This window comes from Mesorhizobium sp. M7A.F.Ca.CA.001.08.2.1 (assembly GCF_003998455.1).
Taxonomy (GTDB): domain Bacteria; phylum Pseudomonadota; class Alphaproteobacteria; order Rhizobiales; family Rhizobiaceae; genus Mesorhizobium; species Mesorhizobium ciceri.
On record NZ_RZPW01000511.1, the window covers coordinates 1 to 4,631 of the forward strand.

Sequence of the window (4,631 nt, forward strand, 5' to 3'; positions counted from 1 at the left end):
GGCCGCGGCCGGCTCGGTGTTCGACGCCGTCACCAAGGAGCCGGAGAAACCGAAGTTCAAGACGGTCATCGTAACGCGCGGCACGAAGGCCGAGGAATACCAGGTTCCTTCGCGGGACCAGAAATAAACCAGTGGGGACTGGGTGAGGGACGGGACAATGTTCGGGCTGTTCATATATCGGGTCATGACGCGGTTGCGCGTTTTGCGCGCCGTGGCTGTCGCGTCTTCGTTGGCCGCTGCGGCGATGCTGGCCTTGGGCGCCTCGGCGGCGAGAGCTGACAACGACGTCGTCTACGTGTCGTCGACCAAGAATGCGTCAATCAAGGTTGCCAAGGGCAAGCCGAAGACGATCATCACCAGTGCTGCCTTCTACCAGATCGTCATCGGCGATCCGGAGATCGCCAACGTCAATCCGCTGACCGACAAATCCTTCTATGTGCTCGGCAACAATCTCGGCACCACCGGGATTGCGCTGTTCGATGAGAAAAAGCAGCTTGTCGGCACCGTCGACATCGAGGTGACGCTCGACACCGACCAACTGGCCAGCACCATTCGCGCCAGCGTGCCGGATGCCAGGATCAAGGTCGGATCGGCCAATGGCCGTGTGGTGCTGTCGGGCGAGGCCGACGATGCCGTCGCCGCCGAAAAGGCAAACAAGATCGCGACGCGCTTTTCCGGTGCCGAGGAGGTGATCAACTCAGTCAACATCTCATCTTCGCAGCAGGTCCAGCTCAACGTCCGCTTTGTCGAGATCAACCGCCAGGCGGGCCAGGATCTGGGTGCCAAATACGCCGCCAATTTCGCCTATGGCCTTGGCGGCCGCGACGTCTCGATCGATCCGGGCACAGTGCCGACGGCCGGTACTGGCGAGATCATCGGTCGTCTCCTATCGAACGGCGTATCGATCGATATCGCCATCAAGGCGCTGGAAGAGCGCGGCTTGGCGCGGCGACTGGCCGAGCCGAACTTGATCGCCCGGTCCGGCCAGACGGCGAGCTTCCTCGCCGGCGGCGAGTTCCCGATCCCGGTCTCGGAGGACAACGGCAAGATCTCGGTCAGCTACAAGAAATACGGCGTCAGCCTGGATTTCACGCCTACGGTTCTGAAAGACGGGCTGGTCAGCCTTGATATCGCGCCGGAAGTCTCCTCGATCGACGCGTCGGCCTCCTACAATATCGGGACGATCTCGGTTCCTGGCTTCATCGTGCGCCGTGCCAGGACGTCGGTCGACCTGAAGAACGGCCAGAGCTTCATGATCGCTGGACTGCTGCAGTCGCAAAACGACATCACCACGTCGCGCATTCCGGGCCTCGGCAAGATGCCGGTGCTTGGGGCGCTGTTCTCGTCGAAATCCTATCAGCGGCGCGAGACCGACCTCGTCATCATCGTAACGCCCTATCTGGTCAAGCCGGTCGATCCGTCGAAGAAGCTCGTCGAGCCGACAGATGGCACGCAGCCGGCCAGCAATGCCGACTATTTTCTCAACAACACCGAGGAAGTGAAGGATTCCGATGCCGGTCGCACCGTGGCGTTGGCAGACGGCCGCGTCACTCAACCTGCAGCGGCCGCTTCGGCTGGGCATTTCCTCGACCTGCCGAAGGATTGAAGCCATGCGTCTGGTCTTTGGATCGAGCGTCGCCTTGCTGCTGGCCGGCTTTGCCGCTGGCTGCACCAGCGACGACTATGTGCGCAGCGAAGGGCCAACGGCCGGCGCCGGCAATGCGCAGGCCGCCAACACCGTCATGCAGATGGTCGATCCCTGGAAATACGGGGTCCAGAACACCAGGCTCCTGGTGCCGGCCCAACGAGGCAGTGCCGCGGCTGTCACACCCGATCAGGCGGCCGGTGCCAAGGCGTCGCAGTCGACCACAGGCAACTGATTCAACGGGCAACTGGTCAACGGGCGACCTGACAGGCTGACAGAATGGCAAACGGCATCAAGACCAGGAAGATCCTGCTCGTATCGACCGACAGGACGTTTGCGCAGGACACGCGCACCGCATTTTCCGCCTCCGAGATCATACAGCTCTCGACGGTGGAGAAGAACGTTACCGAGTTGCGCGGCGAGATCCAGGAAGCCGACTTCGGCGCCATCATCGTCGACATGGATGCGGCAAGGCTGGAGGAGGTCGAGTCGCTGCAGCGCATCATGCGTCGGCTGGAGGACAAGGTTCCGGTCGTCGTCGTCACCCAGGAGTTCAACGCGGCCGCGGTGCGTATTCTCGTGCAGCTCAAGGTCGCGGATTTCCTGGTCAAGCCGATCACCACGGCCGATCTGGTGCGCTCCGTGGTACGGGCGCTGCAAGGGCCCGGGCGCGAGGAAAACACCGAGTCGCAAATCTATACCTTCATGCCTGCGGCGGGCGGCGTCGGCACCACGACGCTGGCGCTGCAGACCGCCTTCCAGCTGCATCACTCGGTGACGCGCGGAGCCTCGACCTGCGTCGTCGATCTCAACTTCCAGCAGGGCGCCTGTGCCGAATATCTCGACCTCGAACCGCGTTTCGACATCACCGAGATCGAGAACCAGCCCGAGCGTCTCGACCGCCAACTGCTCGACGTGATGCTGTCCAAGCATGCCAGCGGGCTTTGCGTGCTGGCGGCGCCGGCGCATCCAGCCGAGATGCGCTCGTTCAAGACCGATGTCGTGGTGCGCATGCTGGATCTCGTTTCGGCCTATTTCGACAATGTCGTCATCGACATGCCCCGCACCTGGTTTCCATGGACGGAGACCGTGTTGCTCGGTTCCAACAAGCTCTACATCGTCGCGGAAATGACGGTGCCGTGCCTGCGCCACACCCAGCGGCTGATCCAGGCGGTCTACGAGACGGCCGGCAAGGAAGTGAAGCCGAACGTCATCGTCAACCGTTTCGAACAGAAGATGTTCGATAACGGCATCAAGCAGGCGGACGTCCAGGAAATCCTTGGCGAGCATTTCGTCGGCGGCATCGCCAACAACTACCGGCTGGTGCGCGAAGCAGTCGATCGCGGCGTACCGCTGCACGAGATCGATCCCAACGCCAATGTCGTCAACGATCTGAAGAAGATCATCCTGCCGGAAGAAGCGGTCCCGACCCGGGCGAAATCGCGCTCGCTGTTTGGCATGGGCCGTGGATTGCTGAAGAGGAAAGCCGGATGACCAGCCGCTTCTCCACCCTGCAGAACCGCGATGCGCGTCCGCAGCGCGCGCATGAGACGACGCCGGTCGCCCATCATGCCGTCGTCATACCAACCAGCCGAAAGGCTTTGCCGGCAAAGCCGGAAGCAGCGCTGGCAAAGAATGCCAACAAGGTGCTCGATGCGCGCGTGCGTATCCACCGGCTGCTGCTCGAAGAGATCAATCTTGTCGCGCTGGAGCGTTTGCCGAAGGATGAGATGCGCCGCCAAGTGCATGACTTCGTTTCGGAAAAGACCAAGCAGGAGCGGATGGCGATCAACACCGTCGAGCTTGACGCGCTGGTCGACGACATCGTCGACGAGATGGTCGGCCTCGGTCCGCTCGAGCCGCTGCTCAAGGATCCCGACATCAACGATATCCTGATCAACGGCCACATGAACTGCTTTGTCGAAAAGAAGGGCAAGCTGCAGCCGGTCCACATTCCGTTCAAGGACGAGGCGCATCTCCTGCGCATCGTCAACAAGATCGTCGCCGCGGTCGGTCGCCGCGTCGACGAATCGCAGCCGATGGTCGATGCCCGCATGCTGGACGGCTCGCGCTTCAACGCGGCCATCCGCCCGGTTGCGGTCGACGGCCCGCTGGTGTCGATCCGCAAATTCTCCAAGAACAAGCTCGGCCTGCATAAACTGGTCGAATTCGGCGCCATCACCCAGAACATGGCCGAAGTGCTGGCGGCGGCCGTGCATGCCCGCAAGACGACGATCATTTCGGGCGGCACCGGCACCGGCAAGACGACCATGCTCAATGCACTGTCGGCCTTCATTCCGGAAGACGAGCGGCTGATCACCATCGAGGACGCGGCCGAGCTCCAGCTGCAGCAGCCGCATGTCGCGCGCATGGAAACACGTCCGGCCAACATCGAAGGCCATGGCGAGCTGAAGCAGCGCGACCTGGTCAAGAACGCACTGCGCATGCGCCCCGACCGCGTCATCCTCGGCGAGTGCCGCGGCGAGGAGGCTTTCGACATGCTGCAGGCAATGAACACCGGCCACGAAGGGTCGATGGCGACCATCCATGCCAACACGCCGCGCGACGCCATTTCGCGGCTCGAGCAGATGCTTGGCATGACCGGCATGCCGATGACGGTGCAGTCGATCCGCAGCCAGATCGCCAGCGCGCTCGACCTGATCGTCCAACTGACGCGCCTGTCCGACGGCAAGCGCAAGGTGACCAGTGTCGCCGAGGTGACCGGCATGGAAGGCGATGTCATCCAGATGCAGGAGATCTTCCGCTTCGTGCGCACCGGCATGGAGGCCGACGGCAAGATTCTGGGCCACTACGAGGCGACCGGCATCCGGCCGCGCTTCCTCGAGGACCTGCGCGCCATGGGCATCGAGTTTCCCGGACGATATTTCGAACCCGGCCGGCCGCAGGAGTAGCCAAGTGTTCGATGGAATGAGCGCGATCTATGTCGTCTATGCCGCGGCCGCGCTGACCGGCATCCTGATCGCCG

The 4,631-nt window shown here is 62.6% G+C and carries 4 protein-coding genes; all 4 read left to right on the forward strand.

Annotated elements, in window-relative coordinates; genetic code table 11:
* The first annotated feature begins 157 nt into the window (after positions 1 to 157).
* The 4 genes from EN914_RS25070 to EN914_RS25085 are packed head-to-tail and all read left to right on the forward strand — an operon-like array spanning position 158 to position 4,557.
* Entirely contained in the window at positions 158 to 1,606 is a 1,449-nt protein-coding gene (locus tag EN914_RS25070) for a type II and III secretion system protein family protein (protein ID WP_013531963.1), read from the forward strand.
* Positions 1,607 to 1,610: 4 nt separating this feature from the next.
* Entirely contained in the window at positions 1,611 to 1,880 is a 270-nt protein-coding gene (locus EN914_RS25075) for a hypothetical protein (protein ID WP_013531962.1), read from the forward strand.
* A 44-nt stretch (positions 1,881 to 1,924) separates the two neighbouring features.
* Positions 1,925 to 3,139 (forward strand): CpaE family protein, encoded by a 1,215-nt coding sequence (locus tag EN914_RS25080; protein ID WP_013531961.1) that lies wholly within the window; start codon positions 1,925 to 1,927, stop codon positions 3,137 to 3,139.
* Positions 3,136 to 4,557, forward strand: coding sequence for a CpaF family protein (locus tag EN914_RS25085; protein ID WP_024505345.1), 1,422 nt, complete (start codon positions 3,136 to 3,138; stop codon positions 4,555 to 4,557). Before EN914_RS25080 ends, EN914_RS25085 begins: the two co-directional genes overlap by 4 nt.
* Positions 4,558 to 4,631 lie beyond the last annotated feature (74 nt).

Excerpts from the sequence above, each read along its gene's own strand:
- EN914_RS25080 (WP_013531961.1), top strand. The coding sequence starts at position 1,925 with ATGGCAAACGGCATCAAGACCAGGAAGATCCTGCTCGTATCGACCGAC.
- EN914_RS25085 (WP_024505345.1), top strand. The coding sequence starts at position 3,136 with ATGACCAGCCGCTTCTCCACCCTGCAGAACCGCGATGCGCGTCCGCAG.
- EN914_RS25070 (WP_013531963.1), top strand. The coding sequence starts at position 158 with ATGTTCGGGCTGTTCATATATCGGGTCATGACGCGGTTGCGCGTTTTG.
- EN914_RS25075 (WP_013531962.1), top strand. The coding sequence starts at position 1,611 with ATGCGTCTGGTCTTTGGATCGAGCGTCGCCTTGCTGCTGGCCGGCTTT.